Origin of the sequence: Nonomuraea recticatena (assembly GCF_039533245.1) — a bacterium.
Classification (GTDB): domain Bacteria; phylum Actinomycetota; class Actinomycetes; order Streptosporangiales; family Streptosporangiaceae; genus Nonomuraea; species Nonomuraea roseola.
Genome location: NZ_BAAATE010000006.1, coordinates 147,785 through 174,456 on the forward strand (window position 1 = coordinate 147,785; position 26,672 = coordinate 174,456).

A 26,672-nucleotide genomic window follows, 5' to 3' on the forward strand; every position below is an offset into this window, starting at 1 on the left:
CAGCCCATGCGGAGCGCGATCTGTGAGCGTCTGGGCGTCGAGTTCCCTCTGTTCGCCTTCAGCCACTGCCGCGACGTGGTCGCCGCGGTCACCAACGCGGGCGGCTTCGGCGTGCTCGGCGCCGTCGCCTACTCGGCCGAGCAGCTCGACACCGAGCTGAGCTGGATCGACGCGCAGGTGGGCGGCAGGCCGTACGGGGTGGACGTGCTGGTGCCCGGCAGGACAGAGGGCCCGAGGGCGACCGTGCCCGAGTCGCACCTGTCCTTCACCGCCGGCCTCCTCCAGCGCTACGGCGTGCCGTTCGCCGCCTCGCCCGCCGGGTTCGGCGACAGGGTCAGCGCCAGGGGCGCGACCGAGCTCATCGAGGTGGCGCTCAGGCACCCTGTCCGCCTGATCGCCAGCGCGCTCGGCCCGCCGCCTCCGCAGATGGTCTCCATGGCCCGCGAGGCGGGCGTGCCCGTCGCGGCGCTGGTGGGCACGGTGGAGCACGCGCGCAGGCAGGTGGCGGCCGGCGCCGACATCATCGTGGCGCAGGGCACGGAGGCCGGCGGCCACACCGGTGAGATCGCCACGATGGTGCTGGTGCCGCAGGTCGTCGACGCCGTCGCGCCCGTGCCCGTGCTGGCCGCGGGCGGCATCGCGTCGGGACGGCAGATGGCCGCGGCCATGGCTCTGGGCGCCGAGGGCGTGTGGTGCGGGTCGGTGTGGCTGACGACCGAGGAGGCCGAGACGCCGCGGTCGGTCAAGAGGAAGATGCTGGCCGCCTCCTCGCTCGACACGGTCCGCTCACGCTCGCGCACGGGCAAGCCGGCCAGACAGCTCGCCTCGGCCTGGACCGCCGCGTGGGACTCCGGCGAGGACAGCCCCGGCCCGCTCGGGATGCCGCTGCAGATGGTGCTCGCGGAGTCGGCGATGGCCCGCGTGGTGCAGGCGGCGGAGCGGGGCGAGCCGGGCGCGGTGGAGCTGGCGAACTACTTCGTCGGGCAGGTGGTGGGCCAGCTCGACCAGGTGAAGCCGGCCCGCCAGGTGGTCTACGAGATGATCGAGGAGTTCGGCGACGCGATCGAGCGGCTCTCCCGGCTCACCGAGTGAGTTCGCCTCGGCGGTGACGGGCCCCCGGGCGCCGCCTCCCCCGAGCACCCCGGCCCCGCCGGCAGGGGATCCGGGGGACGACGAAATCCCGGCCAGGTGATCGACGGGACGACCGCGCGGACGGGTCAGGAGCTACGGTCGAAGGAGGCGGGGGCGACGTCACGGCGGGCGCCGAAGTCGCGCCCGCGTAGCGTGATGGACGGAGGGTCACCCGGTGACCGCGGTGGGCTGTGGGGGGCCTGCCGTACAGGATGGGACAAGGGATGCTCGCTGCACTGACCGGCCTCGGACTGAGCACCGCCGCCGGGTTGAACGCCTACATTCCGCTCCTGGTGGTCGGGGTGCTGGCCAACCTGACCGACGCGGTGAAGCTGCCCGACGGCTACGGGTGGCTGTCCAACTGGGGCGTGCTCGCGATCATCGCGGTGCTTCTGCTGGCCGAGTTCGTGCTGGACAAGGTGCCCGTGGTCGACAGCGTCAACGACGCCATCCAGACCGCCGTACGGCCGGCGTCAGGCGGCGTGGTCTTCAGCGCCACCGCGGCCGCCGCCGAGATCGACAGCTCCACCTGGATGACGGAGAACCCGTGGGCGGGGTGGCTCATCGGGATCGTGACCGCGCTGGCCGTCCACGTGCTGAAGTCAACGGCCAGGCCGGTCGTCAACGCCACCACCGGCGGCCTCGGCGCCCCCGTGGTCAGCACCGTGGAGGACGCCGGCTCGCTCGGCGTCAGCCTGGTCGCGATCTTCCTGCCGGTCCTGGTGCTGGTCCTGCTGGCCGCACTGGCCGTCTTCGCCTGGTGGGCGATCAGAAGAGTCCGCAGTCCGTCGAGGGAGTGAGGGCGGATCCTTCCGGCGGATGACTCCCGGGAGAGCGCGAAGGCGCTAGCGTTCGGCCAGACGCGTGCGGGCGCCCTGTGGCCCCCGCCCCTGCGCCCGCACGTCGTCTCCTGACCGGCCGCCTCCAGGCACGTTGGATCAACTATCCTCTGAGATAAAGGCCGGACTGGAGGTCCCTCCGATCAGCACTTTCCTTCTGATCCTGCTCGCGGTCGTCGTGATCTTCCTCGCCCTGGCGGGGGTGGCCGTCTACGCCCTGGTCAAGGTGGGCAAGAGGGCCAGTCAGTCGGCGCGACAGGCCACAGCGCGCCTGGCCACCCACGTCAACGCCATGGGCAACGGCGACGCGGCCGAGGTGGAGCGGCTACGTCTCGACCTGCGCCGCGAGGTCTCCATGACCAGGCAGCACGTCGACGCCGCCCTGCAGCAGGGCTGGGGCCTCGGAGATCTGCCGCAGCTGATGAGAGAGCTGTCCCAGCAGGCGGACGTGCACGACACCCAGCTCGGCATGTACGCCCAGCAGCGCCGCGTCTCCCCCTATGTCGACCACGTCACGCTCGACCGGCTGCGCGAGCACCAGGCCAAGCTGACCGCCATGTGCGCAAGGATCAGGGCCGATCTGCTCGACAGCCAGGTGCACCACGCCTCCACCGGCATCGAGGAGCTGCACGCCCGCACCGAGCTGGAGATCGAGTCCAGGCGCAGGACCGTCGACCCGCTCGACGAGATCGACGAGCTGTACCGCAAGACCATGCAGGAGCGCCGCGACCCGTCCTGAGCCGCCCGTCAGGCAGTGGTGGGCCAGCCGGTCAGGTCGGGCACGTGGACGGCGGCCAGGTCCTCGTAGGTGGCGCCCTTGTTGATGCGGGCCCGTACGGCCTGCGCCTCCGTCGTGGAGGGCAGGTAGCCGCTCAGGACCAGCGGGAAGCCGATCTGCCAGCTCAGCAGCGCCCTCGGCGAGTGCCTGTGCCCGTTGCGCAGCACGGCCGCGCCGACCCTGATCGCGTGCTCGTTACGGGGCGTCACACCCGGCCTGTCGACCTCGCGGGCGGAGTAGCGAAAGCCCTCGTCGAGCTCGCACGGCGGGCAGTCCTTCGGACCCCTGCCCCGCCTGCTGCCGCATGCCCCGCAGGTCAGACGCTCGAAGGCGCCGTCGACCACCCGCCAGTCGTAGCCCTTGATCTCCTCGACGATCATCTCGGCGACGGCGACGTCGTCCTCCAGGTCCAGCTCCTTCAGGAACGCCTGGTAGCCGTCCTCGATGATGCGGTCCACCAGCGCCAGACAGCGGCGGCAGCCTGGCGCCCCTGCGTAGGGCCAGCGTCCGCATTCCACGCACCGTTCCATGCCCGTGATCGTAGGCGGCCGATATTGCGTTGCGCCGCCGGTTTTCGGCCCTGCATACTCGTCGAGGTGTCGCCGCGCCTCGGCAGCGGCTTCGACACGTGGGAGTCCTCGACCGGAGCGTCGAGGCACCGGACGAAGGGAGGGGTGACCGTGACGACGAGTGTTCGCGTGCCCTTTTCCGCGTCCGTTTGCTCTCCCACCGGTCAGCCGCTGACCTGATCGCCGCGCCGGTGGGCATTCTCATCAGGAGATCACCACCGTGCCGAAGAAGCACCGCCTCGACGCCGACGACCTCGACTGGCTCGACAGCAACCCCGTCGACCTCGACGGCCCTCCCTCAGGTGACCGCTGGTCCACCTGGGACCTCAGCACCCCGACCGAGCGTGGCCCCGAGCCCCGTCCCGGCTGGCTGGTCACCGAGCTGGCCGCCGTCGACACCGAGTTCGGCATCCTCAAGACCGGCAAGGAAGCCGACGTCCACCTCATCTCGCGCGGCGTGCCCGACACCGACAGGGTCTGCCTGCTGGCCGCCAAGCGCTACCGCTCCAGCGACCACCGGCTCTTCCACCGCGACTCCGGCTACCTGGAGGGCCGCCGCATGCGCGACTCGCGCGCCGCCAGGGCGATGTCCTCGCGCACCGCGTTCGGCAAGCAGGTCATCGCGGGACAGTGGGCGCAGGCGGAGTTCTCCGCGCTCGTGCGCCTGTGGGAGCTGGGGCTGCCGGTGCCCTACCCGGTGCAGATCCTCGGCACGGAGATCCTCCAGGAGTTCGTCGGCACCCCCGACGGCTACGCGGCCCCGCGCCTGGCGACCGTGGACGAGGGGCTGGACAACCTCTGGGAGCAGCTGGTCGAGGCCATGGTCGTCCTCTCCAGGGAGGGTCTCGCGCACGGCGACCTGTCGCCGTACAACCTGCTGGTCGACGAAGGGCGCCTGGTGATCATCGACCTGCCCCAGATCGTCGACGTCATCGCCCATCCGACGGGCCCCGACTTCCTCGACCGCGACGCCCGCAACGTCGCCACGTGGTTCGCGCACAAAGGGCTGCCCGTCTCGGGCGAGCGCCTTTCCGCCCTCCTCCGTGCCGAAGCCGGCCTCGCCTGACCTCCCCGGGGCGCGTCCCACTAGGGATCGCGCCCCGGACGGCGATCACTACGCCTGCCCGGCAGGGTCCTCCCGGGCCAGGTCCAGGAAGAGCGCGGCCGACCAGCCGAACCCGCTGGTTGCCCTGCCCGCCCTGCGGCCCGTCAGCGGGTTCCAGTACTCGTAGAGTCCGCCGCCGTCACGGACCATCGCCAGCGTGCGTTCCCGCAGCTCACGAGCCGTCTCCGGGTGGCCGGACCGGCGCAGGCCGTCGATCAGCAGATAGTTGACGTTCAGCCAGACCGGGCCGCGCCACATGGCATCGGGGTCGAATCTGGGGTCGTCGAACGCCACGGTGGGCACCGGACGCTCCCCCCAGAAGCTCGGCGAGCGCAGATCCTCGACAAGCCGGGTGGCGATCGCGGCGGGCAGCCGCCCGGTCACGAGCGGCATGAGGTCCAGCGGGGTGCGGACGGTCGTCTCCCGCCCCGCGACCCTGGTGACGAAGCGGGTGCCGCTCCATCGGCGCGCCACCATGAGGTCGACGAGCGCCTGGGCCTTGGCCCGCCACCCGGAGGGGTCGCGGCCGAGCGCGGCGGCGATGTCGCCGAGCCGGTCGTACTGCAACGCCAGGTAGGCGTTGAGGTCGGGAGGCTCGGCGCGCGGCCCGTGATCCCAGATGGGGCTGTCGTCCAGGCCGGACGAGTACGGGTGGAGGTATTCGGCCAGGCCGTCGCCGTCGGGGTCCGATCGGGCGAACCACCATTCCTGCGAGCGAACCAGCGGCTCGTAGACCTCGGCCAGGAAGTCCAGGTCGGGATCCACCTCGTGGATCTTCCACACGGCCCAGGCGGTGAGCGGCGGCTTGGTGACCGGCACCACCTCCCGAAGCGGCTCGCCTCCCACGTGCTGGGCCAGGCGGGCCAGGTCCGAGCGGGGCAGATCGGTGGTCTCGGTGAGCACCCCGTGGTCGTGCACCACGTCGGGGATCAGGCCGTCCGGCCTCTGGTTGTCGAGCAGGATGCGGATCTGCTCCCTGGCCAGCGCCGGGTCGGCGTGCCTGAGGGCGACGGCGTGAAAGTAGGAGTCCCAGTTCCACAGGCCGACGTAGCCGTACTTGGAGGGGATCAGCGACTCCCTTCCCCTGATCGGCACCAGGTTCACCGCGAGCGTCCACCACGCCTGCTCCGCGCGCTCGCGCAGCGCCTCGGGCACGGACGGCATGGCGGCGAACCAGTCACGCCATCGCGTGGCGGCCGCCGCGAGCACCGCCGCGCCGTCGTCGGCGGGGGGGCCGACCAGCGTGAGACAGCCGTCGATGTCGACCTCTCCGCCGTCCCACACCGCCCGCGCGTCCCTGCCGGTCAGCACGATCGTGTCGGGACCTGCGAAGGCCATCGCCACGCCGCCCTCGAAGTCCACCCGGTCCGGCAGTGCCTGCCGTACCGGCAGCTCCCGGTCTCCCGCGAGGACCCGCAGTCCCGTCAGGACGGTCGTGTCGCGCAGCGGGGTCTCGTACAGGGCCCTGGCGATCCAGAGCGAGCCGTCGTCGGCCGCCATCACCAGCAGCCGGGAGCCCCGGTCGGTGAACGGTCGTTCTCTCAGATCCAGCATCAGCGCCCACCCAGTCCCGAAGCCGCCATCGAGTTGATGATCTTTCTCTGGCCGATCAGGAAGGCGATCAGCATGGGCACCACCGCGATCGCGGAGCCCGCCAGGATGAGCCCGTAGTCGACCGCCGTGCGCCCGCCGGAGAACTGGCTCAGCAGCAGCGGCACGGTGGCCAGCTCAGGCGAGTTCAGGAAGATCAGCGGGAAGAGGAACGAGTTCCACGAGGCGAGGAAGGCGATGATGCCGAGCGCCCCCAGGCCGGGGCGGATGTTCGGCAGCACGACGTTCCAGAAGCACCGCCAGCGGCCCGCGCCGTCGATCCTGGCGGCCTCCTCCAGCTCCACCGGCACCGCCCTGATGAACTGGCGGAGCAGGAACACCGCGAACGGGTTCGCGATGGACGGCACGATCAGCGACAGGTGCGAGTCGATCCACCCGAACTGCGCCAGCATCAGGTAGAGCGGCACGATCGTCACCTGCGCGGGCACCATCTGGGTGGCCAGGAACACCACGAACAGCACTTCCGAGCCCCTGAACCTGATCCTGGCGAAGGCGTAGGCGGCCATGGCCGAGGTCAGCAGGGTGAGAGTGACGTTGATGGCGGCGATGTAGAAGCTGTTCCAGTACGCGGTGCCGAACGGCATCGCCGCGAGCGCGTCGGGATAGTTCTCCCAGCGCCACGGGTCGGGCAGCCAGTCGAGCGGGTTGTTCAGCATCTGCCGCACGCTCTTGAACGAGGTCAGCAGCATCCAGACGAACGGGAACAGCATCGCCAGCCCGCCGATGGTGAGCACGGCGTGCAGGGCTACCTGCCTGGGTCGCATCCGCGCCCCCTCACGTGTCGTAGTGGACGAGGCGCTTCTGCGCGGCGAACTGGACGAGGGTCACCAGCAGCGTCAGGACCAGCAGGATCAGCGCGGCGGCGCTGCTCATGCCGAACTGGAAGTCCTGGAAGCCGAGCTCGTAGACCTGGTAGACGATCGTGCGCGCGCCATCGTTGTACTTCGGGTTGACCAGCACGTAGATCTGGTCGAACGCCTGGAACGAGCTGATCACCGCGACCACGGTCGAGAAGAAGATCGTGGGCGACAGAAGCGGCAGCGTGACCGAGCGGAAGATGCGCAGGCTGCCCGCGCCGTCCATCCTGGCCGCCTCGACGATCTGCGGCGGGATGGTCTGCAGCCCGGCCAGGAAGATCACCACGTTGAGCCCGAGCGACGACCAGATCGTCACCACCGCGATGGCCACGATCACCCAGCCGGGATCGCCCAGCCAGTCAGGGCCGGTGATGCCGAACCAGCGCTCCAGCGAGGCGTTGAGCACGCCGTGCTCGTCGCCGGCCAGGATGATCTGCCACATCAGCGCGACGGCGACCGAGCTGGTGACCACCGGCATGAAGTACAGCACGCGGTAGAAGCCGCCGCCCTTGACGCTGTTCAGCGCGACCGCGATGAGCAGCGCCAGTGCGAGCCCGAACGGCGCGGTCAGCAGCGCGAGCTTGGCCGTGTTCCACACGGCCAGCCCGAACTCGGGATCGGAGAGCTGGGCGGCGAAGTTGTCCAGGCCCACCCACTCCTTCTGGCCCAGCCCGTCCCACCGCATGAAGGCCAGCACGACGGCGAACCCGAGCGGGAAGAGCAGGAACACGGCCAGCAGGGTGAGCTGCGGCCCGAGGAAGAACGCGGCCCACCAGCCGTCCCTGTTCCTGACGCCCTTCGCCCGGCGGGCCACCTGCGGGCGGGCCTCGGTGAGGATGGCCACGGCTAGCCCAGCTTGCTCTCGACGAGCTTCTGAAGCTCGGTCATGCCCTCGTCGAAGCCGACCTTGCCGGTCCACACCTTCATCAGGTGCTCGTTGATGGCGGCGGTCAGGCCTGGCACGGAGACCTCCTCGGCGTAGTTGGCGAAGCCGGTGTCGCGCACGTCGAGGAAGGTCTGGGCGTGGGCGGGGTACTTGTCCTCCAGCACGACCTGCTCGGCGCCCTTGACGGACGGCACCGCGCCGCCGCCCTTGAGCCGCAGGAGCTGGCCGTCCTTGCCGACGAACTCGGTCAGGAACGTGAACGCCTCCTTGGGCAGCTTGGTGTCCTTGTTGATGGACAGGTAGGAGGCGGCGACGGCGCCGGCCATGGGTTCGCCGGTCTGCGAGGGGAACGGCACGATGTCGTAGTTGTCCAGCTCGCCGCCCTTCTTCAACGAGTCGATCACCCAGCGACCGCCCGCGTAGAAGCCGACCTTGTGCTTGAGGAACTGGGTGCTGGGCCCGTTGCTGTCGGGCAGGGTGTCGGCGCTGAGGAAGGTCTTGTCCTGGTAGCCCTTGGCCAGCGTCTGCAGCGCCTGGCGGGACTTGGCGTCCGTGGTGGCGACGAACTTGCCGCCGTCCCACACCTTGCCGCCGAAGCCGTTGATCATGGAGTACGTGGAGCCGTACCAGTTCCAGAAGATCGAGCCGGCCTTGCCCGCCGCCTTGAGCTTGGCGTTCATCTCCAGGTACTTCGCCATGGTCCACTGCTTGGCCTCGTGGAGGGCGGCGGGGTCCTCGGTGATCCCCGCGTCCTTCAGGGCCTGCTTGTCGAACCAGAGGACCTCGGGGTTGGTGTCGTTGGGGACGCCGTAGATCTTGCCTTCGAGCTTGGCACCGCCGTAGATGCCCTCGAAGAAGTCCTCCGGCTTGCTCTTGGACTCCGGCCCGGACAGCTGGTCGTTGAGCGGGGTGACCACCCCTGCGGAGACGAACTTGCCGATGTTGTCGTCGCCCACGAAGAACACGTCGGGCGCCGTCTTGCTGGTGAGCTGGGCGAGCAGCTTGGGGTGGTAGTCCTCGTAGTCGGCGACCGACTCCAGCTTGAGCCGGATGCCGGGGTGCCGCTTGTGGAAGTCGTCGGTGAACTTCTCGTAGAGCTTGAGGTCCTCGGCCGATCCCCAGGTGGACCAGCGGACGGTGACCTGTCCTTGGCCGCCGCTCGTGCCGGGAACGTTCCCGCCGCCGCTGCCGCTGCACGCGGTGGTGGCGAGGGCGAGGACGCCCAGGATGGCTAGCGCACGCTTCATGGTGGCTCCTTCAGGCTTGTGTTCAGGGGGGTGTCGAGGCGAGTGGGGGTCAGGCACGGCGGGGGCAGGCCGAGGCCGGGCCCCGGGTGTCAGGCGAGGCCGCCGCCGTCGACGACGAGGGCGGATCCGGTGATGTAGCTCGCGGCGTCGCTCGCCAGGAAGAGCACGGCCTGGGCGATCTCGTCCGGAGTGCCGGACCTGCCCATCGGCCGGTCGGCCGCGTCGGTCTGGAAGGCGGCCCAGTCCTCTCCGAGCTGACGGGCCTCGTCGCGCAGCATCGGTGTGTCGGTGTCGCCGGGGTTCACGGAGTTGACCCGGATGCCGGCCCTGGCGTGGTCGATGGCGAGGGCCCGGGTCATGTTGACCACCGCGGCCTTGGACGCGCAGTAGGAGATGGCGTTCCCACCGCCCTTCAGGCCCCATCCGGAGCCGGTGTTGACGATGGAACCGCCTTCGGTCATGGCGGGGATGGCGTGCTTGCACATGAGGAAGACGGACCTGACGTTGACCGCCATGACGCGGTCCCACTCCTCGACGTCGAGGTCCAGGGCCGTGGTACGACGGATGATGCCCGCGTTGTTGAACAGCACGTGCAGAGCGCCGAACGTGTCGAGGGCGGTCTGGACGATCCTGCGGCAGTCGTCGGAGTCCGACACGTCGGCCCGCACCGCCACGGCGGCCTTGTCGCCGGCCACGGCGGCGATCTGCTCGACCGTCGCCTCCGCGCCGGGGCCGTCGATGTCGGCGACCACCACCCTGGCGCCTGCGCGGGCGAAGGTCAGCGCCGTGGCCCGCCCGATGCCCGAGGCACCGCCCGTGACGATCGCGATCTTGCCCTCGAGCGTGTTCATCCCTGAAACTCCTCACTTGCCGTACAGATCTGATAAATCGTGCTCTCGCGGTACCCGGTGATCACCTGGACGTGCCCGCTGAGCTTCCTGTCGAGGTCCTCGTCGCCGCTGTCGGCCAGCAGCGGCCGTCCCCGCAACGCGGCCAGCTTCTGCGGGGTGGCCAGCACGAGCAGCCGCCGGCCTGTGGCCTCCCCGCACCCGATGACCGCGTCGATCACCCTGGGGGACACCTGCTGGTTCCCGCGGCCGAGGACGAACCCCTGCCCGCCGATCACCGACAGCACGACGACCGCCTCCCTGCCGGTGACGAGAGCGAACAGCTCCGCCTCGGAGACGTCGCCCGCGACCAGCACGCCCCCGTCGTCGGCCTCGACCACGTCCACCCCGAGCAGCGTGGTCGTGAGCCCGAGCTCGCGGCCGACCGCCTGCGTGGTGGCGCCGGGGCCCAGGACGTAGCGGACACCTGGCCGCATGCGGGCCACGACCTCCCGCGCGATGCCCTCGACGGAGGCGGGGACGACTCCTGAGGAGCCGGACTTCCGCCCCGACAGGGCCGCCCTGGCGGCGGGCACACGCAGGCTCCCGTAGAGGCGTGGGCTGACCAGCCCCTGCCGGTAGCGCTCCTCGTCGAGATCCACCACCTCGGCCTCCACCGTGCCGGCGCCCGCCGTCCCCGGCCCGTGCCGCAGGCCGGAGGCGTACCCAGCGGCGAGGAACCCCGCCGCGGCAGGGCTGACGGCGAAGCACCCCGAGTAGACCTTCACCCCTGCCGGGATCCCCAGCACGGGCGGCGCCTGGTCGCCGAGCTCGCGGACCGCGTCGAGGACGTCCCGCGCGGTCCCGTCACCCCCCGCGAACAGCAGCAGATCGACGTCGGCGAGCGCGACGACCGCCTGGCGCGTGTCCCGTGCCGTGGTGGCCCCGGCCGATCCGGGATCGGCCGAGGACGAGTGTGACGGTCGCACCAGGGCGCAGGGCGCTCCGGCGTCGCGGGCGCTGTGCTCGCCCATCGAGCCCGGCACCGTGACCACGCGGGTGCCGGGGCGGCGGGCCAGGAGCGCGCGGACGGCGCGCGCCGCCCGCTCCCCCGCCCGGGGCGTCGCGCCCCTGGCCAGGGCCTCGCGCTGCACCTGCTCGCCGTCGCTGCCTTTGAGGCCCGCCGCCCCGCCCAGCCCGGCCACCGGGTTGACGACCAGCCCGACCACCACTTCGCGGTCGGGAAAGGGGACGGGAGTCCGCGGGGCGGCGACGTCGGAGGTCATGACAGGTGCTTACGGACGTAGGCGCGCCAGGTGGGCGCCCACGCCTTGGGGTCGTCGAGCGATGTCGTGTCGATCTTGTGCACGCTCTGGTTGTACGGCGCGCCCTTGACGAACTCGGGATCCGTGCGCGCCTCGGAGGCCACGTGGGCCAGGATGGCGGCGTACTCGTCGAGGTCCTCCTTCGAGTACGACTCCGTCGGCTCCAGCGTGAAAGGCTCGGGCACCAGGTACGGGTGGTGGCTGGTCCAGTAGTGCACGCCGAAGTCGGCCGCCCTGACGCCGATCTCCTCGGAGTGGACCCCTGTCTCCTCCGAGAGCTCCTGCCAGGAGTAGCGCACCTGTTCGACGCGCCGCTTGTCCCACGGCGCCGACGCGCCGGGAATCTGCAGGATCTTGTGCATCAGGTAGTTGTTGTTGAGCACGGCCGTCTCGGCCACCTGCCGCAGTCCCTCGGCGCCCATGGCCATGATCCACGCGTAGGCGCGGACGATGTTGGGGGTGACGCCGAGGAACGGGCGCACCTTGCCGATCGAGCTGGGCGGGGTCTCCATCCCGTACGTGGCGCCGTCGAAGGTGACGACCGGGCCAGGCAGGAACGGCTCCAGCGCCGCCGAGACGCCGCACGCGCCCGCCGCGGGGCCGCCGCAGGCGTGCGGGGTGGAGAACGTCTTGTGCAGGTTGAAGTGGCACAGGTCGAACCCGGCGTCGCGGGCCCTGGTGATGCCGAGGATGCCGTTGGCGTTGGCCTGGTCGTAGCAGGCCAGGCCGCCCACCGAGTGCACCAGCTCGACGAACTCCCTGATCCGGGGGTTGAAGATGCCGGTGTCCTCCGGATTGGTGATCATCAGCGCGGCGGTACGGGGGCCGACGGCCGCGCGCAGCGCCTCGATGTCCGGGTAGCCGTCGGCGTCCGGCATCAGCGTGATCACTTCGTAGCCGGCGGTCTTGGCGCAGGCGGCGTTCGACGGGTGGGAGAACATCGTGGTGATGACCTGGTCGCGGTGGCCCTCGCCGTTGGCGGCGTGGTAGGCGCGGATCATGGCGATGTTCGCGTAAATGGCGGCCGACCCGGATCCGGGCTGGAGGGAGACCCTGGACATGCCGGAGATCTCCGCCAGCATCCGTTCGAGCCGCCAGTAGATCTCCAGCACGCCCTGCACGGTCTCCTCGTGCTGGAGCGGGTGCAGCTCGGCGATCGCGGCGGCGAACCGGTCGTTGACCTTGGGGCTGTACTTCATCGTGCAGGTGCCCTGACCAACGTCGATGTTGAGGTCGACACCGAGGTTCTCCTGCGACAGGCGCAGGTAGTGCCGCAGCACGTGCAGCTGCGACATCTCGGGCAGCTTCGGGGGCTCGGCGCGGCGGACGGACTCGGGGAGTTCCACCGGCGGGGCGCCAGGCTCCGGCACCGCGAGGCCGCGGCGGCCTGGGGCGGACAGCTCGAAGATGATCGGCTCGTCCCAGCGGGCCTGGTGGAAGCGGCGTAGCGGTGGCTTCGGCGCGACTGGGAGCTCGGCGAAGGATTCCGCGGTGTTCACAGCACCTCCTGGACGGCAGCGGCGAGACGGTCGATGTCGGTGATGGAATGGCGTTCGGTCACGCAGACCAGCACCGTGCGGTCGTCGAGGGCGACGCCGCCGTAGATGCCGCGGGCGCGCAACCCGTCGAGCAGGGCAGCGCTCGAGGGCACCTCGATGGCGAATTCGCGGAAGTGGATCGCCTCCCGGTGCAGCACCGTGACGGACCCGGCGAGGGCGTCCATGGCGTAGCGGGTGCGGGCCAGGATGGTCTCACCCAGGTCCCGCATGCCCTGCGGCCCCATGAGAGCCAGGTAGACGCCGGCCGTGATGCCCCAGAGGGCCGCGGCGGTTCCCACCCATTCCTTGCCCTCCTCGCGCAGGGCGAAGGAGGTGCGGTCGTAGAAGACGTCGCCGAAGCCGTACTCGCCGGGCACCTTGGTGGGGGCGATGCCGAACAGCCGCGAGGGGAACTCGGCCACCAGGGGCTCATGGTCGGCCGTGGCGATGTACCCGGCGTGGCCGCCGCCGTAGCTCTGGTGCATGCCGAGCGACTGGATGTCTCCGCAGGCGATGTCGGCGCCGTAGGAGGAGGGCGGGGCGAGGACTCCCAGCGAGATGGGATCGGCGCTGACCACGAGCAGCGCGCCGTGCGCGTGGGCGAGGTCGGCCAGCTCCCGTCCGCGCGTCTCGACGACACCGTAGACGTTGGGGGTCTCCAGGTAGATCGCCGCGTAGGAGTCGTCGAACTCCGCCACGGAGATCTCGCCGCTCTCGCCCGCAGGGGCGAGGGCGATCTCGATGTCCGGGCTGAGGAAGTCGCGCAGCTTGCTCAGCTTGTCGGCGCTGACGGCCCCGCTGACGAGCACCTTCGAGCGACTGGTGTAGCGGCAGGCCATGCGCAGGGCCGTGCCCGCCGCCTGGAAGCCGTCATAGGTGGGGACGTTGACCACGTCCATCTCGAGCAGTTCGCCCATCATGCTGACGTACTCGAACAGGGCCTGGAACCGTCCGTGATCCTCGTACGGCTCACCGGCGTAGGCGGTCAGGAACTCGCTCCGGGAGTTCACCTCGTCGCAGACGGCCGGCACGTAATGGGGGTAGCAGCCGTGCCCGAGGAAGCTCAGCGCCTCCTCGGTGTCGGTGACGCGGTCGAACAGGCCCTTCATGTGGCGCACGAGGTCGTGCTCGGCCGTGAGGGGCTCCGGGAGGTCGAGTGGCCGGGCCAGGCGCAGGTCCGCCGGGATGTCGGCGTAGAACTCCTCGACGCTCGACGCGCCGATGGCGGCGAGCATCTCGGCCCGCACGCCTGGCTCGGCGTTCGGAATGTACGGGTGCGTCACGTGTCTCCTTCGATCCTGAGCACGACGGCGTCGCGCGCGGCGAGGGTGATGACCCCTCGCAGGTCGGTTTCGCTGAGCAGGTCCCTGCCTGGCTGCGGAAGGGCGACCTGCTGTGGGGTGCTGGTGTGGTTGAGCAGGAAGAGGTGGTTTTCCCGCCGGGTGGCCTCGACGCCGAGGGGGACGTCCAGAGCCGGCACGTCGTGCAGCACGCGGTCGAGGACGGGCGTGAGGTCGTCGAGGAGGCAGCTGAGGTAGGTGGCGTTGCCGTTGCGGGTGGTGGCGGGCAGGCCGTCCAGGTCTCCGCCCTCGTAGCGGGCGAGGACCTCCACGGCGTCGCCGACCACGCGCGGCCACTCCGCCCACGTCCTGGCGAGGCCGACGTCGCCACCGGCGTGCCGTACCCGCTGGGTGACTCCGTCGGCGAGCGGCCAGAACTCGTCGATCGCGACCCCCAGCAGCTCGCGGAGCGGGCCGGGGGCGCCGCCGTCGTGGACCTGGTCCGACTCGTCGACCACGCCGCTGAACGGGCCGACGACCAGCTCGCCCGTGACCGACGCCAGCGCCTTGGCCTGCTGGGCCGTGCACAGGTAGAGGTTGGGCACGATCACCACGCGGTAGGCCGACAGGTCGCGGTCAGGTGGCGCCAGGTCGACGGCGATCCCGCGGGCGTGCAGCGGCGCGTACCAGGCCAGCAGCAGCTCCTTGAGCCTGAGGCGGTTCGACGGCATCGACTCCGGCGCCTCCAGGCCCCACCAGCTGTCCCAGCCCAGGACGAGCGCCACCTCGGCGCGCGTGGCGGTGCCCGCGACCTCGGCCAGCCGCCGGAGGTCCGCGCCGAGCCGCAGCGTGTCCTGCCAGCCGCGCGTCGCGGTACCACCGTGCGGGAGCAGGGCCGAGTGGAACTTCTCCGGACCGTACTTCGCCTGTCGCCACTGGAAGAACATCACTCCGTCGGCGCCGTGAGCCACCGCCTGGAGGCTGTGCAGGCGCATCATGCCGGGCGGCTTGGGCACGTTGACCTCGCGCCACGACACCGCCGACGGCGCCGACTCCAGCAGCAGCCAGGGGCGTTGCTTGAGCGAGCGCATGAGGTCGTAGCTGAGGGCGACCGCCACATGCGATTCGGGGTCGGCAGGGTCGGGGTAGGCGTCGTCGCTCACCAGATCCTCGGCCGCCGCCCACGACCAGTAGTCGAGACCGTGCAGGATGCTCATGAAGTTCGTGGTGACCGGTACGGCCGGCGTGACCTCGCGCAGCGCGTCCCGCTCGGCGGTGAACAGCTCCAGCAGGGCGTCGCTGCAGAAGCGGCGCCAGTCGAGGAGTTGGGCCGGGTTGACGGGGCCCGGCGCCTTGCGTGGCGGCTCGATCTGCTCGAAGCCCGTGTAGTGCTGCCCCCAGCAGGAGGTGCCCCAGGCGGCGTTCAGCGCGCCGACCGTGCCGTAGCGGGCCTGGAGCCAGGCGCGGAAGTGGCGGGCGGACTCGGGGCAGAAGCATTCGAGCGTGTGGTCGGCGTACTCGTTGCCGATGTGCCACATCGCCAGCGCCGGATGCTCGGCGTAGCGGGTGGCGATCGCCGTCGCGAGGCGCACGGTGTGCTCGCGGAAGATCGGCGAGCTGGGGCAGTATCCCTGCCGGGAGCCGAACTCCAGCCGCACTCCATGGGCGTCGACCGGCATGACCTCCGGGTGCGCCCGAACCAGCCAGGGCGGCGGAGTGGCGGTCGCGGTGGCCAGGTCGGCGGACACCCCGTGCTCGTGGAGCAGGTCGAGGACGCGGTCCAGCCACCCGAAGTCGTACACGCCCTGCGCGGGCTCGAGCCGCGACCAGGAGAAGACCGCGACGGTGGCCATGGTGACCCCGGCCTCGGCCATGAGCCGGACGTCCTCGGCCCAGACCTCCTCCGGCCATTGCTCGGGGTTGTAGTCACCGCCGAACAGCAGCCCCGGCACTCGGGTCAGGCGCACTCCAATGATCCTTTCTGGCTGTCCATAAATCTGTATTCAGAATTCATAGTGTAGTATTTTGTACTACGTCAAGCGCTAAGCAGATCAGGGCCAAGACCTAAGGAGCCTCATGCCGATCGAGCGGCGACCGCTACGCGAGCAGATCAGGGAAGAGCTGCTGAGCAGGATCGATAGGGGTGACTTCGCCGCGGGGACGGACATCAACGAGGTCGCGCTGGCGACCGAGCTCGGCGTCAGCCGCACTCCCCTGCGCGAGGCCCTGATCACCTTGGCGGGCGAGGGCGTGCTGGAAAGCAATCAGGGCAAGGGATTCCGGTTCGCACCGGTGAGCCGGAAGGAGTTCAGGGAGCTCTGCGAGATCGTCGCCGCGCTGGAGTCGCTGGCGCTCGAGCGCTCCGACCCCGCCTACCTCCGTGAGATCGCGCCCAAGCTACTCACGCTGGCCCGCGACTTTCCCGACAGCGTCGCCGAGCAGCAGGTGATAGAACGCCACGACGACGAGTGGCACGACCTGCTGCTGAGCGGCTGCCGCAACGAGCGCCTGCTGGATCTCATCACCAGCGTCAAGGCCGGGATGCGCCGCTACGCCCACCTGCTGGCGGGCGACGAGACGCCCCTGGAGCGCGAGCAGGCCGAGCACTGCCGCGTGGCCGAGCTCCTCATGGCCGGCGACCTGCCTCAGGCCGCCGAGGCCCTGCGCGTCAACTGGGTCAACGGCATGGAGCGGATGATGTCGCGCATCCCCGCCTCCTGACGGAGTACGCGTGATGGACGGGCGGCCACCGGTCCCCCGATGGCCGTGACCCGGCCTGCCGTGCCGACGGGCTACTTCACCCCTGCCTCACGCATGTCCCTCAGCTCCCGCTTGAGCTCCTTGATCTCGTCGCGGAGCCGGGCCGCCACCTCGAACTGCAGGTCCGCCGCCGACTGGTGCATCTGCTCGGTCAGCGACTCGATCAACGACTCCATCTGCGCCCGCGGCATCTCGCCCGCGATCGCCTTGGCGTGCTGTCCCGCCTGGCGAGCGGCGAATCCCGGCACGGGGGCCTTGCCGCGCGACTGCTGCCTGCCGCTGCCCATCAGCTGCTCGGTGTCGGCGTCCTCGCGCTGCAGCGAGTCGAGGATGTCGGCGATCTTCTTGCGCAGCGGCTGCGGGTCGACGCCGTTGGCCTCGTTGTAGGCGATCTGCTTGGCCCGCCGCCGTGAGGTCTCCTCGATCGCCCGCTCCATCGAGGGGGTGATCTTGTCGGCGTACATGTGGACCTGGCCGGAGACGTTTCGCGCCGCACGGCCGATCGTCTGGATCAGCGAGGTCTCCGAGCGCAGGAAGCCCTCCTTGTCGGCGTCGAGGATGGCCACCAGCGACACCTCGGGCAGGTCGAGGCCCTCACGCAGCAGGTTGATGCCGACCAGCACGTCGTACTCGCCCATCCGCAGCTCGCGCAGCAGCTCGATGCGGCGCAGCGTGTCGACCTCGCTGTGCAGGTAGCGCACCCTGATGCCGAGCTCGAGCAGGTAGTCGGTGAGGTCTTCGGACATCTTCTTGGTCAGCGTGGTGACCAGGACCCGCTCGTCCCTGTCGGCGCGCTCGCGGATCTCGTGCACCAGGTCGTCGATCTGCCCCTTGGTGGGCTTGATGACGACCTCGGGGTCGACCAGGCCGGTCGGGCGGATGACCTGCTCGACGACCTCGCCCTTGACCCTGCCCAGCTCGTAGGCGCCGGGGGTGGCCGACAGGTAGACCGTCTGGCCGATCCGCTCGAGGAACTCCTCCCACTTCAGCGGCCTGTTGTCCATCGCGGACGGCAGGCGGAAGCCGTGGTCGACGAGGGTGCGCTTGCGGGAGGCGTCGCCCTCGTACATGGCGCCGATCTGCGGCACGGTCTGGTGCGACTCGTCGAGGACGAGCAGGAAGTCTTCGGGGAAGTAGTCGAGCAGCGTGTTGGGCGCGCTGCCCGCCTCACGACCGTCCATGTGACGCGAGTAGTTCTCGATGCCCGAGCAGGTGCCGACCTGGCGCATCATCTCGATGTCGTAGGTGGTGCGCATGCGAAGGCGCTGCGCCTCGAGCAGCTTGCCCTGCCGCTCGAGCTCGGCCAGCCGCTCGACCAGCTCGGCCTCGATGCTCTGGACGGCCCTGGCCATGCGCTCCTCGCCCGCCACGTAGTGGGAGGCGGGGAAGATGTAGAGCTCTTCGTCCTCGGTGATGACGTCGCCGGTCAGCGGGTGCATCGTGGAGAGCTTCTCGACCTCGTCGCCGAACATCTCGATGCGGACGGCCAGCTCTTCGTACTTGGGAATGATCTCGATCGTGTCGCCACGCACCCTGAACGTGCCCCTGGTGAAGGCCAGGTCGTTGCGGGTGTACTGCATGTCGACCAGGCGGCGCAGCAGCTGGTCGCGGTCGACCTCCATGCCGACGCGGAGCCTGGCCATGCGGTCGACGTACTCCTGCGGGGTGCCCAGGCCGTAGATGCACGAGACGGAGGCGACCACGATGGTGTCGCGCCTGGTCAGCAACGAGTTGGTGGCCGAGTGGCGCAGCCGCTCCACCTCGTCGTTGATCGAGGAGTCCTTCTCGATGTAGGTGTCGCTCTGCGGGACGTAGGCCTCGGGCTGGTAGTAGTCGTAGTAGGAGACGAAGTATTCGACGGCGTTGTTGGGCAGCATCTCCCGCAGCTCGTTGGCGAACTGCGCGGCCAGCGTCTTGTTGGGCTGCATGACCAGGGCGGGTCGCTGCAACCGCTCGATCAGCCAGGCGACCGTGGCGGTCTTGCCGGTGCCGGTGGCGCCGAGCAGCACGTTGTCCTTCTCCCCGCCCAGGACCCTGCGCTCCAGCTCGGCGATGGCCGTGGGCTGGTCGCCGGAGGGGGTCATCTCGGTGACGACCTCGAAGGGCGCCACCTTCCGCTGCAAATCTGTTACCGGCCGCATGTTTCTCACTGTAGGCGGTGGCACCGACATTTCTGACGGCGAGCCGCCTCCGTGCAACGCCAGGCTCCTCCCGCCCGTCTATATCGGGATGGAAGGGACCAGATGACCGACGACCTGCTGTTCGAGACGTTCGTCGCCGACCGGGCCGACGCGCTGATGAGGTACGCCTACGCGCTCACCGGCAATCCGCACGACGCGGCGGACCTGGTGCAGGAGGCGCTGGTGCGGTTGCGAGGCTCCTGGTCGCGCGTGCGCAGCAAGCACGATCCCGAGAGCTACGTCAGGGTGACGATGACGCGCCTGCACATCACGGTGTGGCGGAGAAGGCGGCGCGAGCACCTCACGTGGGAGCCCCCCGACAGGCAGACGGCCGACACGCCGTCCCAGTGGGCCGACTTCGACTCCGACCTGTGGCGGCAGCTGTCACTGCTCCCCCGCCGCCAGCGGGCGGTGATCGTCCTGCGCTACTACGAGGACCGCCCGGACGCGGAGATCGCCGCCATGCTGGGCGTCTCCCTCGGCACCGTCCGCAGCCAGGCCTCCCGCGCCCTCGACAAGCTGAGAGCGGGCCTCCGCCTGGCCCTCCAGCCGGAGCGGACGAGATGAGCCGCGCCCTTCCCCGCACGGGCGCGGACACCGGCGCCACCGCCCGCGTCCCCGCCGCCGGCGCCACTGCAACCCCCGCCGCCGCTGCCACGGCCGCCTGGACACTCGCATGGGAGAGCCTCCGATGAACGACATGGAAAAGCTGCTGTCCGCGTCTCTGTCCCGTTCCGTGGAGCGGGCACCCACCGCGCCCTCCGACCTCCTCCACCGGGTCGACGCCACCCGCCGCCGCCGTCGCAGGGGCACGGCCGCGGCGGGGGCGGCGGCCGTGGCCCTGGTCACGGTGGCCGGATTCGTCGCGACGAACGCGATCTCGCACGCGCGTCCCGCCCCCGCTCCCGCGTCGGGCCCCGCCAAGGTCGAGCCGATCAGGAAGGCGTGGCCCGCCGCGGTGCACACGGCCCCCCGCACGCTTCCGAACGGCAGGCCGTACACCCCGGAGAGATTCCTGGACAAGGACACCGTGCTGGTCCGCACGCTGCGGGACGGCCACGCCGACAGGTCGGACGGCCTGTGGGCCTACCATCTCGACACCCGCAGGGCGGAGCTACTCGTGGCGGTGCAGGTGCCGAAGGGCACGGTGGTGTCCTGGAGCTTCACCGCCCTCGGCGAGGGCCAGCTCGTGTGGTGGACCCTCCGCAAGGACGGCGAGCGCAGGGTCGTCGACATCTGGGCGGCGCCGGAGAAGGGCGGCGCGCAGCGAAGGGTCACCTCCTTCGAGGGCAGGCCTGGCAGGGCCGAGATCGGCAACCTGGCCGTGGTGGAGGGGAAGGTCGTCTGGTCCATGTTCTGGGACGGCGGGCTGTTCCGGGTTCCGCTGTCGGGCGGCAGGCCCTCGAAGGTCGAGGGAACCATGGGACGCCACCTGCTGCGCTGGCCGTGGGCGGCCTCCTTCCAGCACCCGCGCAGGAAGAAGGATCTCCAGACGCCCCCCTTTGGCGACCTGCTGAACGTCCTGACCGGCGAGCGCCGGGGTGTCAGCCTGCCCGTGGACGACCCCCGTCTGCCGTGGAACTGCGTGGTCACCTGGTGCGTACGCGGGGACAGGGCCGCCACCCGCGACGGCTCGCGCGAGCGCGAACTACCCGGGTTCACCCAAGACCTGCCCGCGCTCGACAGGTTCGTGACCGTCACCATGACGGAAGGAGCCCGGCCGAAGGGCGTGGCGCTGGTGGACCTGGCCACGGGCAAGACGGGCGATCTCGGCATCAGGCCGGTCGGCAACGAGATGGCCGCGCCGACGCTTGACTACCGCGCCCCAGGTCTGCTCGCCTACGAGCTGGGCGGCAAGCAGATCCTCGTCAACCTCACCGTCGCGGGACGCTGACCATGTCGAAATCCTTTTGCAAGCGATCATCAAGGCTCGCCCGATACGGTACGAATCCCCCGTGATTCGATGAGAGAGGTGCGATGTCTCGACCAAGAGAGGCCCTGATCCAGGCCGGTCAGGGCATAGCTCAGGCCGTGGCCCAAGGCGGAGACGTCCGGCAGGCCGTGGGCCAGGCCGTCGGGCAGGCCGTGGGCCAGGCAGGGCAGCTGGCCGGGCAGGCACCTGGGTTCCAGCTCAACGCGCACGACTTTCTCGCCGCCCGCGACGGCGGCTCCTCCGTCGGCACGATCATCGAGGCCCGCACGGCGTCGCTGAACGAGGCAGGCGAGATCATCAGCCGCAGTTTCAGCGAGCGCGGCAAGAACGGCGAGCCGCTGCACGTCATCTCCCCCGTCGTGATCCCCAAGGGGAGCACGGCGAAGGTGGTCATCCCACTGGTCGTCCTCGTGTTGCTCGGCCTGGTCGGCGCGCTCGGGAACGTGGTGCCTGGCATCGACGTGCTGTTCGGCCCGCACTACTGGGTGGTGCTGGTGCTGGCCGCCGCCTTCCTGTGGTGGCGGCGCAGCGTCGTCATGGTGCCCGAGGGCTGCAAGGCTCTGATCACCAAGTTCGGCAAGCTGGTGCACATCGCCGACCCCGGCAGGGTGACGCTGTTCAACCCGTGGAAGCGCGTCAGCTACATCGTCAACACCACCCGCGAGTACCCGTTCAACGCGCCCATCCGCGAGGCTCCGACCCAGCAGGGCGTCAAGGCGAGCGTCGACCTGTTCCTGCAGTTCAGGATCGAGAACCCGGCGGAGTTCATCTTCGTGCTCGGCTCGGTCAGCGGCTTCCAGTCCAAGCTGCAGAACGCCATCAGCGAGGTCACCCGTTCGCTCATCTACGCCCAGCGCGCCGAGGACATCTACGACCTCGTGGGTGAGAGCACGCTCGGCATGCTCGACAACCTCAACCAGCAGTTCCTGCCGGCCGTACGGCTGACGGACGTGAACATCACGCACGCCGAGCCGTCCAGCCAGGAGTACCGGATGGACCTGGCGGCCCCCGAGATGGTCAGGGTGGCCAAGGAGGCCTACACCTACGAGTACGAGCTGCAGCTGCGCAAGGAGCAGAACGAGGGCGACCTGGTCAAGGAGCTCGCCGGGCTGCAGGAGACGCTGAGCGCCATCCAGGCCGAGATCGCCGCCTACCAGGCGCGGATGGACACCGCTCTCGAGCGGGCCTCGCACCAGGCCAAGGCGCAGGCCAGGCAGCGGCTGGTGGAGGCGGAGTCGACCGCCAACGCCAACGCCGCGCTGCTGGAGGCCCAGGCGCTCGACATCCGCGCGCTGTCGGCCGCCGAGGCGCCCGAGATCCTCGAGTACCGCTTCCAGCAGGACCTGCTGGACAAGCTGGAGTCAGTCGCGGGACGGCTGCCGCAGGTCGTGCAGGTCGGCGAGGAGAGCGACATCGACTTCCTGGCCCTGGCCCAGCAGCTGGTCGGTGGCAGGGGCGCGGCGCTGTTCTCCGCCGAGGACATGGCGGCCATCAGGTCGAGGCTGGACGAGATCGGGCAGCGCGTCGATGACCGGGGCGAGGAGATCGCCGCCCTGCTCAGGGGCGCCCCCGAGACCGCGGAGCCGGCGATCGCCGAGCAGCCCGCCGTTCCGGCCGCAGCCGAGCCCGAGTGGGCGACCGTCGACGCCGAGACCACCATCGAGCGCCCGATGCGCCTGCCCGACCAGGGCAGGAGCCAGGGCCAGAACCCTGGTCCGCCGCCGGTGCCCAGGTCGCTGCCCGCCTACGAGCGTCCCGCCCAGGCGACGCCTCCGCCGCCCGCGCTGCCGGCGCCGCCCGCTCCGCCCGTGAGCAGGGGCCCCGCCGCACAGACGCCGCCCTCGGGGTGGCCCACCCCGCCCGACGCGCAGGGCGCCCGCCCGCCGGGCACCCCGGTCTGGCCGGCGCAGCAGCCGCGGGCCACCAACGACGCGCAGGATGGTGACGCCCGATGAACAGGGACTTCTCCAAGATCAAGGAGTCGCTGGCCTCCTGGTCCGACATCCGCCAGCTGCTGCGCGGCGGCGAGCAGGGCCAGCTCGTCCCCGTGGTCATCCCCAAGGACAGGCGCGGCTTCGCCTGGGTGACGCTGGTGTTCCTGGCCATCTACTTCGCCGGCATGGCCGTCGTCGCCGGGCTCCTGCTCGCGGCGCTGGCCGCCGTCCTCGTCCTGCTCGTCGGCCTCTTCTGGATGTGGCGGCGCGCCATCATCGAGATCGAGGAGGGCACCACGGGCGTGCGCAGCAGGTGGGGCGCCATCACGGGGGTCCTGCCCCCTGGCCGCCACTACCTGTGGCTGCCCTGGGACAGGGTCGACGCGGTCGTCGACACCTCCACCGAGATCCCCTACTCCGCGCCCATCTCCTCCTCTCCCACGGCCGAGAACGTGCCGCTGAAGTCGATCGAGTTCTTCCTGAAGTTCCGCATCGTCGATCCCGTGGCGTTCGTCCGCACGATCGGCGCGGGCAACTTCGACCTGGTGCTCTCGAGCGCCGTGCAGGACGCGATCAGGCAGCGCAGCCGCAAGGTCAACACCGAGCGCGCCTACGACCTGCGCGGCTCCGACGTCGGCGACGTGCAGGACGCCCTCAACCGCCAGCTCGGCAGGTACGGCGTGCGCATCACCGGCGCCAACATCCCCGACGTGCAGCTGCCCGACCAGTACCAGCAGCACCTGGCCACCAGGGAGAAGATCGCCAAGGAGCTGTCGGCCTACGAGCGTGAGTGGGAGCTGACCCGCAAGCGCCGCATCGACACGCTGCTGATGGAGATCGAGCGGTCGAAGAAGACCCGCGACGCCCGCGTCGTGGAGGTCAGGGCCGCGGCCAACACCGCCCGCAAGGACGTCGCCCGCATGCTGGAGGAGCAGGAGACCGAGGCCCAGCGCGTGCGCTGGGAGATCGAGGCGCGCGGCAAGGCCGACCTCACCTCCGCGGAGAACGAGGCGAAGGCGCTGCGCCACCTGGCACACTCCTACCGCGACAACCGCGCGGTCCTGCAGTACGAGCTGGCCCGCCGCCGTCTGGACGTCGGTGCCAAGCTGGCCGAGAGCGCCCCGCAGCCCCTCGTCGTGCGTACGGCGAGCGGTCAGGGCGACTCGGCGCTCTCCACCTTGCTCCTGGCTCAGCTCTTGCCCAGGATCGCAGGGAACGGCCAGGCCAAGCCGCCCGTTGGCCAGTAAAAACCTCCGAGGAGAACCCCATGGTGTTCCGCAAGCTGATGGCCGCCTTCGGTGCGGGCGTCGAAGTCGACACGGTTCTGAGCACCCCCACCGTCCGCCCTGGTGAGCCCCTGCGCGGCGTGGTCAACTTCAAGAGCGGCGGCTCCGACTACAAGGTCGACGGCATCACCATCGACCTGACCGCCGTCGTCGAGGTGGAGAGCGGCGACAACGAGTACAAGACCACCTACAGCTTCCTGCGCCAGCAGGTGGCGGGCTCCTTCCAGCTGGCCGCCGGGGCCGCGCACGCGCAGCCGTTCGAGATCCCCGTGCCGTGGGAGACGCCGATCAGCGCGATCGGCGGTCACCCCCTGCACGGCATGCGGCTCGGCGTGCAGACCGAGCTCGCGCTGGCGGGCGCGCTGGACAAGGGCGATCTCGACCCGTTGCACGTCGCGCCGCTGCCCGCGCAGGAGCACGTCATCGGCGCGCTCGACCGGATGGGCTTCCGCTTCAAGAAGGCCGACCTGGAGCGTGGCACGCTCTACGGCTCGACGATGCCGTTCTTCCAGGAGATCGAGTACTACGCGGGCGGTCAGTGGCGTGGGCACTTCAACGAGCTGGAGCTGACGTTCATCGCGGGTCCCACCCAGATGGACGTCATCCTGGAGGCCGACAAGCGCGGCGGCTTCCTCAGCTCCAGCCACGACTCCTACAACCGCTTCACCGTCCGCTACGGCGACAACCCCGGCGCCGCCGAGCAGGCGCTGCAGGCGGGCCTGGAGCAGATGGCCCGCAGGCGCGGCTGGTTCTAGTCGTTCCCGCACCGGCGCGAGGGGCTGCGGGGCCCCTCGCGCCCCCTTTTTTGCGCACGGGCGGGAGCCCGTCGCTCCGCCGTTCCGCGATCAGGTGTTGTCATGCGCTGGTGATCGCCTGGTGCCCTCGTTACCATGGCGTGGGGGTTCGGAGGAGGTGCGGGGCACACCATGAAGCGGCTCGTCACGGCGGTGAAGCGGGCCGCGCCCTGGGCGGCGCAGAACGCCGACGGCGCCATCGCGCTGACGCTCGCGATCGTCGTGGGCGTGATGGGCATCATGCCGGGCGAGATGTTCGGCCCCAAGGGCGACGACGTCCAGCGGCAGGTGATCAGCGCCGCGACCCTGGTCATCCTGGCCCTGGTCGCCACGGCCCTGCTCAGAGACCGCGTACGGCAGGCCCCCGTCGAGCGCACCATCACCTCGGGCGCGCTGGCGCAGCTGCCCGAGCGGCTGCAGCGGCTCGACCATCTGGAGTCGCTGGTCGAGGGCACCCGCAAGGCGCTCGACGAGCTGCAGCTCGTCAGGGTGCTGGGCAACAGGCAGGAGATCGGCGAGGCGCTCGCCGCCGCCCGCAAGGACACCACCAGGTGGAGCTTCAAGGGCGGCACGGGCACCTACCTGCGCGCGGTCACGCTGCCCGAGTGCGTCGCCGCCTCCCGCAAGGTCAGACGCCACCTCACCATCACGGTCGAGATCGTCGACCCGACCAACGAGGAGGTGTGCGAGGCCTACGCGCACTACCGCCGCTCCCTGTCGGACCTGCCCGACGGCACGGGCGAGCGCTGGACGACCGACAGGGCCAGGAAGGAGTCCTACGCGACGATCCTGGCCGCCTTCTGGCACCGGCAGCGCTACGGCCTGCTCGACATCAGCGTCGGCCTCTCGCACACGATGACGACCTTCCGCTGGGACCTGTCGGCCACCAGGCTGATCATGACGGTCGAGGATCCGAACAGGGCGATGAGCGCGCTGGCGGGCACCTTCTACTACGAGAACTGCGACTCGGAGCTGAGGCTCAGCCTGGAGCAGGCGCGCAGGGTGCCGATCGAACGCTACAAGGCGGTGCCGCTGAGCGACGAGCCCACGGTCGAGGAGGTCGAGGAGTTGTTCAGGCGCATCGAGCTGCCGCTGCCGAAGGCCTACACCGAGCACGACATCGTCGACGTCACCCGCAAGGCGCTGCAGGCGAAGGATCCCTACGGCTCATGAGTCACAGGGCGGTGCACGAGGAGATCCTGCGCGGCGGGGCCAGGCAGTGGGCGCTGAAGGTGCTGGCCGACCTCGGCGGGCTGCGGGCCGTACGGCACCCGCTGGGCTTCGTCTGCCTGCCACTCGAACGCGACGGCGGCGAGGGCGTCTGCCTGCACCTGTGGTCGTCCGCCTTCCCCGCCGCGGACACCACCACCTCGCAGATCCACTGCCACAGCTGGGATCTGGTCAGCCACGTGCTCTATGGCCAGGTGCGCAATGTGCACGCGGTCGTCGAGGACGCCGACGGCGACGCCACGCACCGGGTCTTCGAGGTGATCAGCGACGCGGGCGGCGACCGCATCGAGCCGACCGCCAGGACCGTACGGCACCGCACCGGCCTGGTCGAGACGTTCGGCAGGGGCGAGACCTACACCCTGTCGGCGGGCCGCTTCCACTCCAGCGTCGTGCCGGAGCACGGCGAGGCCGCCACGATCGCGCTGGGCAGGGGCAGGGCGGGCAGCCACGACCTGTCGCTGGGCCCGCTCGACACCCCCGCGCACCGCATCACCCGCGGCCACCTCGACGCCGCGCAGACCGCGAGAGCGGCGAGACTGATAGCCGAGCACCTCACCTAGGG

The 26,672-nt window shown here is 70.4% G+C and carries 23 protein-coding genes; 12 read left to right on the top strand and 11 right to left on the bottom strand.

Annotated features, from left to right (window positions below):
* Positions 1-6 precede the first annotated feature (6 nt).
* From ABFX50_RS14790 to ABFX50_RS14800, 3 genes are all read left to right on the top strand, one after another.
* Positions 7-1,092 (top strand): nitronate monooxygenase, encoded by a 1,086-nt coding sequence (locus tag ABFX50_RS14790; protein ID WP_346146767.1) that lies wholly within the window; start codon positions 7-9, stop codon positions 1,090-1,092.
* A gap of 263 nt (positions 1,093-1,355) precedes the next feature.
* Complete coding sequence (locus tag ABFX50_RS14795; RefSeq protein WP_183659249.1) at positions 1,356-1,931, top strand: DUF4126 domain-containing protein; 576 nt, start codon at positions 1,356-1,358, stop codon at positions 1,929-1,931.
* 217 nt (positions 1,932-2,148) lie between these two features.
* The gene (locus ABFX50_RS14800; RefSeq protein WP_312895954.1) at positions 2,149-2,709 is read left to right on the top strand and encodes a hypothetical protein; all 561 of its coding nucleotides are present in this window, start codon (positions 2,149-2,151) and stop codon (positions 2,707-2,709) included.
* Between the two features lie 8 nt (positions 2,710-2,717).
* Here the strand turns inward: ABFX50_RS14800 and ABFX50_RS14805 are convergent, their stop codons facing one another.
* Complete coding sequence (locus tag ABFX50_RS14805) at positions 2,718-3,278, bottom strand: hypothetical protein (RefSeq protein ID WP_346146770.1); 561 nt, start codon at positions 3,276-3,278, stop codon at positions 2,718-2,720.
* 259 nt (positions 3,279-3,537) lie between these two features.
* Between ABFX50_RS14805 and ABFX50_RS14810 the strand changes: the two genes are divergently transcribed.
* Positions 3,538-4,383 carry a serine protein kinase RIO gene (locus tag ABFX50_RS14810; RefSeq protein WP_346146772.1) on the top strand — a complete coding sequence of 282 codons (846 nt, stop codon included), beginning with the start codon at positions 3,538-3,540 and terminating at the stop codon, positions 4,381-4,383.
* 48 nt (positions 4,384-4,431) lie between these two features.
* On the opposite strand, the gene ABFX50_RS14815 is transcribed toward ABFX50_RS14810, so the two are convergent.
* From ABFX50_RS14815 to ABFX50_RS14855, 9 genes are all read right to left on the bottom strand, one after another.
* A complete protein-coding gene (locus ABFX50_RS14815) occupies positions 4,432-5,976 on the bottom strand; it encodes an amylo-alpha-1,6-glucosidase (RefSeq protein ID WP_346146774.1) in 1,545 nt (514 codons plus the stop codon).
* Entirely contained in the window at positions 5,976-6,797 is an 822-nt protein-coding gene (locus ABFX50_RS14820; protein ID WP_183659244.1) for a carbohydrate ABC transporter permease, read from the bottom strand. Before ABFX50_RS14820 ends, ABFX50_RS14815 begins: the two co-directional genes overlap by 1 nt.
* A gap of 10 nt (positions 6,798-6,807) precedes the next feature.
* A complete protein-coding gene (locus tag ABFX50_RS14825) occupies positions 6,808-7,734 on the bottom strand; it encodes a carbohydrate ABC transporter permease (RefSeq protein WP_346146776.1) in 927 nt (308 codons plus the stop codon).
* Positions 7,735-7,736: 2 nt separating this feature from the next.
* Positions 7,737-9,023, bottom strand: coding sequence for an ABC transporter substrate-binding protein (locus ABFX50_RS14830; protein ID WP_346146778.1), 1,287 nt, complete (start codon positions 9,021-9,023; stop codon positions 7,737-7,739).
* An 89-nt stretch (positions 9,024-9,112) separates the two neighbouring features.
* On the bottom strand, positions 9,113-9,874 hold the full coding sequence (locus tag ABFX50_RS14835; protein WP_346146780.1) for an SDR family NAD(P)-dependent oxidoreductase: 762 nt from the start codon (positions 9,872-9,874) through the stop codon (positions 9,113-9,115).
* Positions 9,871-11,136 carry an ATP-NAD kinase family protein gene (locus ABFX50_RS14840; RefSeq protein WP_346146782.1) on the bottom strand — a complete coding sequence of 422 codons (1,266 nt, stop codon included), beginning with the start codon at positions 11,134-11,136 and terminating at the stop codon, positions 9,871-9,873. The genes ABFX50_RS14835 and ABFX50_RS14840 overlap by 4 nt, the downstream gene beginning before the upstream one ends.
* Positions 11,133-12,674 (bottom strand): aminomethyl-transferring glycine dehydrogenase subunit GcvPB, encoded by a 1,542-nt coding sequence (gcvPB, locus tag ABFX50_RS14845; RefSeq protein WP_346146784.1) that lies wholly within the window; start codon positions 12,672-12,674, stop codon positions 11,133-11,135. Before gcvPB ends, ABFX50_RS14840 begins: the two co-directional genes overlap by 4 nt.
* A complete protein-coding gene (gene gcvPA / locus ABFX50_RS14850) occupies positions 12,671-13,996 on the bottom strand; it encodes an aminomethyl-transferring glycine dehydrogenase subunit GcvPA (protein ID WP_183659231.1) in 1,326 nt (441 codons plus the stop codon). Before gcvPA ends, gcvPB begins: the two co-directional genes overlap by 4 nt.
* Positions 13,993-15,960, bottom strand: coding sequence for a beta-galactosidase (locus ABFX50_RS14855; RefSeq protein WP_346146786.1), 1,968 nt, complete (start codon positions 15,958-15,960; stop codon positions 13,993-13,995). Before ABFX50_RS14855 ends, gcvPA begins: the two co-directional genes overlap by 4 nt.
* Before the next feature lie 109 nt (positions 15,961-16,069).
* On the opposite strand from ABFX50_RS14855, the gene ABFX50_RS14860 reads away from it, so the two are divergent.
* Entirely contained in the window at positions 16,070-16,714 is a 645-nt protein-coding gene (locus ABFX50_RS14860; RefSeq protein ID WP_183659229.1) for a GntR family transcriptional regulator, read from the top strand.
* Positions 16,715-16,785: 71 nt separating this feature from the next.
* On the opposite strand, the gene uvrB is transcribed toward ABFX50_RS14860, so the two are convergent.
* Positions 16,786-18,894 carry an excinuclease ABC subunit UvrB gene (uvrB, locus tag ABFX50_RS14865; RefSeq protein WP_183659227.1) on the bottom strand — a complete coding sequence of 703 codons (2,109 nt, stop codon included), beginning with the start codon at positions 18,892-18,894 and terminating at the stop codon, positions 16,786-16,788.
* A gap of 102 nt (positions 18,895-18,996) precedes the next feature.
* Between uvrB and ABFX50_RS14870 the strand changes: the two genes are divergently transcribed.
* The 7 genes from ABFX50_RS14870 to ABFX50_RS14900 all read left to right on the top strand — a co-directional run bounded on the left by ABFX50_RS14870 (position 18,997) and on the right by ABFX50_RS14900 (position 26,670).
* Positions 18,997-19,500: a SigE family RNA polymerase sigma factor gene (locus ABFX50_RS14870; RefSeq protein WP_346146789.1), complete on the top strand. Its 504-nt coding sequence runs from the start codon at positions 18,997-18,999 to the stop codon at positions 19,498-19,500.
* A gap of 124 nt (positions 19,501-19,624) precedes the next feature.
* A complete protein-coding gene (locus ABFX50_RS14875) occupies positions 19,625-20,827 on the top strand; it encodes a hypothetical protein (protein WP_346146791.1) in 1,203 nt (400 codons plus the stop codon).
* A gap of 83 nt (positions 20,828-20,910) precedes the next feature.
* On the top strand, positions 20,911-22,821 hold the full coding sequence (locus ABFX50_RS14880; protein WP_346146793.1) for an SPFH domain-containing protein: 1,911 nt from the start codon (positions 20,911-20,913) through the stop codon (positions 22,819-22,821).
* Positions 22,818-24,047: an SPFH domain-containing protein gene (locus ABFX50_RS14885; RefSeq protein ID WP_346146795.1), complete on the top strand. Its 1,230-nt coding sequence runs from the start codon at positions 22,818-22,820 to the stop codon at positions 24,045-24,047. The genes ABFX50_RS14880 and ABFX50_RS14885 overlap by 4 nt, the downstream gene beginning before the upstream one ends.
* A gap of 20 nt (positions 24,048-24,067) precedes the next feature.
* A complete protein-coding gene (locus ABFX50_RS14890) occupies positions 24,068-24,841 on the top strand; it encodes a sporulation protein (protein ID WP_183659217.1) in 774 nt (257 codons plus the stop codon).
* A 171-nt stretch (positions 24,842-25,012) separates the two neighbouring features.
* Complete coding sequence (locus ABFX50_RS14895; RefSeq protein WP_346146797.1) at positions 25,013-26,053, top strand: fused MFS transporter/spermidine synthase family protein; 1,041 nt, start codon at positions 25,013-25,015, stop codon at positions 26,051-26,053.
* On the top strand, positions 26,050-26,670 hold the full coding sequence (locus ABFX50_RS14900; RefSeq protein WP_183659216.1) for a hypothetical protein: 621 nt from the start codon (positions 26,050-26,052) through the stop codon (positions 26,668-26,670). The genes ABFX50_RS14895 and ABFX50_RS14900 overlap by 4 nt, the downstream gene beginning before the upstream one ends.
* Positions 26,671-26,672: the final 2 nt, after the last annotated feature.

Excerpts from the sequence above, each read along its gene's own strand:
- ABFX50_RS14900 (WP_183659216.1), top strand. The coding sequence starts at position 26,050 with ATGAGTCACAGGGCGGTGCACGAGGAGATCCTGCGCGGCGGGGCCAGG.
- ABFX50_RS14885 (WP_346146795.1), top strand. The coding sequence starts at position 22,818 with ATGAACAGGGACTTCTCCAAGATCAAGGAGTCGCTGGCCTCCTGGTCC.
- ABFX50_RS14840 (WP_346146782.1), bottom strand. The coding sequence starts at position 11,136 with ATGACCTCCGACGTCGCCGCCCCGCGGACTCCCGTCCCCTTTCCCGAC.
- ABFX50_RS14795 (WP_183659249.1), top strand. The coding sequence starts at position 1,356 with ATGCTCGCTGCACTGACCGGCCTCGGACTGAGCACCGCCGCCGGGTTG.
- ABFX50_RS14875 (WP_346146791.1), top strand. The coding sequence starts at position 19,625 with ATGAACGACATGGAAAAGCTGCTGTCCGCGTCTCTGTCCCGTTCCGTG.
- uvrB (WP_183659227.1), bottom strand. The coding sequence starts at position 18,894 with ATGCGGCCGGTAACAGATTTGCAGCGGAAGGTGGCGCCCTTCGAGGTC.
- ABFX50_RS14790 (WP_346146767.1), top strand. The coding sequence starts at position 7 with ATGCGGAGCGCGATCTGTGAGCGTCTGGGCGTCGAGTTCCCTCTGTTC.
- ABFX50_RS14895 (WP_346146797.1), top strand. The coding sequence starts at position 25,013 with ATGAAGCGGCTCGTCACGGCGGTGAAGCGGGCCGCGCCCTGGGCGGCG.
- ABFX50_RS14880 (WP_346146793.1), top strand. The coding sequence starts at position 20,911 with ATGTCTCGACCAAGAGAGGCCCTGATCCAGGCCGGTCAGGGCATAGCT.
- ABFX50_RS14870 (WP_346146789.1), top strand. The coding sequence starts at position 18,997 with ATGACCGACGACCTGCTGTTCGAGACGTTCGTCGCCGACCGGGCCGAC.
- ABFX50_RS14830 (WP_346146778.1), bottom strand. The coding sequence starts at position 9,023 with ATGAAGCGTGCGCTAGCCATCCTGGGCGTCCTCGCCCTCGCCACCACC.
- ABFX50_RS14820 (WP_183659244.1), bottom strand. The coding sequence starts at position 6,797 with ATGCGACCCAGGCAGGTAGCCCTGCACGCCGTGCTCACCATCGGCGGG.
- ABFX50_RS14835 (WP_346146780.1), bottom strand. The coding sequence starts at position 9,874 with ATGAACACGCTCGAGGGCAAGATCGCGATCGTCACGGGCGGTGCCTCG.
- ABFX50_RS14890 (WP_183659217.1), top strand. The coding sequence starts at position 24,068 with ATGGTGTTCCGCAAGCTGATGGCCGCCTTCGGTGCGGGCGTCGAAGTC.
- ABFX50_RS14805 (WP_346146770.1), bottom strand. The coding sequence starts at position 3,278 with ATGGAACGGTGCGTGGAATGCGGACGCTGGCCCTACGCAGGGGCGCCA.
- ABFX50_RS14860 (WP_183659229.1), top strand. The coding sequence starts at position 16,070 with ATGCCGATCGAGCGGCGACCGCTACGCGAGCAGATCAGGGAAGAGCTG.
- ABFX50_RS14815 (WP_346146774.1), bottom strand. The coding sequence starts at position 5,976 with ATGCTGGATCTGAGAGAACGACCGTTCACCGACCGGGGCTCCCGGCTG.